This is a genomic window from Pseudomonas sp. BN607 (assembly GCF_029871175.1).
Classification (GTDB): Bacteria; Pseudomonadota; Gammaproteobacteria; order Pseudomonadales; family Pseudomonadaceae; genus Aquipseudomonas.
In genome coordinates, this window is record NZ_SSOE01000008.1 from 1 (window position 1) to 935 (window position 935).

General features: G+C 43.3%; 2 protein-coding genes. Both read left to right on the plus strand.

Features of this window, described 5'->3' with window-relative positions:
• Positions 1-469: RHS repeat-associated core domain-containing protein (locus tag E8E68_RS00040; protein WP_280339031.1), on the plus strand; the 469-nt coding region annotated here is incomplete at its 5' end.
• Positions 463-864 carry a hypothetical protein gene (locus tag E8E68_RS00045; RefSeq protein ID WP_266032209.1) on the plus strand — a complete coding sequence of 134 codons (402 nt, stop codon included), beginning with the start codon at positions 463-465 and terminating at the stop codon, positions 862-864. The genes E8E68_RS00040 and E8E68_RS00045, both read left to right, overlap by 7 nt.
• Positions 865-935: the final 71 nt, after the last annotated feature.

Genomic DNA, 935 nt, shown 5'->3' on the forward strand with positions numbered 1-935 from the left:
GTTTCGGTATTACGATCCGGGGGTGGGGCGGTTTACGACGCAGGATCCGATTGGGTTGGTGGGTGGGATTAATCTTTACCAGTATGCGGTGAATCCGCTGGGATGGATTGATCCACTTGGACTAAGTGGTAGTGGGCTTGTTAATGGGATTCCTAAAAATCCCGGAATTGCTCGACGCTTCATGTCAAAGGCTGAATATAAGAATTTCCTGAAGGCTGGCTTTAGATTTGATCCGACAGATCCAAGAGGAGGTATAAGCGTCACCTCTGTTAAGGTAGACCCTAGAAATCCTAATGCAATAAGAAGGAGTACTGGTGCCTTGGGTGCTGATTACTATGTGGATATTGATACAAGAGGTAAAAATGTTGAGCTAAAAGGAAAGACGAAGGGTAATGTAATGGATTGGAAAATCAAGGATGACGTGCTGCCGGAAAATATCGTGAAAAAAGGGAGGGTTGGGACGTGCTGAGTGATACGCTAAAGCAGTTTGATGAAGTGTATGATAAGTTGTGGCGGGAAATAAGGGAGGAAGACGGCTCGGATAGCTGCTTTTCTCCTGAGGACATTTCAGTTTTAGAGCGCTTGATATATGCAAAAATATTTCATTTGAAAGCTTTTGAAATATTGTTAAAGTGCGCCCCTAGTAATGCGCTAGATATACTGAAAATGCGTTATTTATCGCTTGATCTTGCTAACAACTCTAAAGATCATGTTGCTGATCTTGAGGTTATGTTATCTGACGTAAATGAAATTCTCGGTAGGGATGCTTTGGAAGAATTATTAAGCTGTTCTGAATTTTTGCTGGATAACATGAAAAACCAACGGGTTGTTGATGCCATTGAATTTTCCAGAAATGCAGATTGAAAGATTTGTCGCCGGAGCATCCGTCCACCCTGATCCATCGGCGCTATCAGTACAGCCCCGGTGGTGAGCTC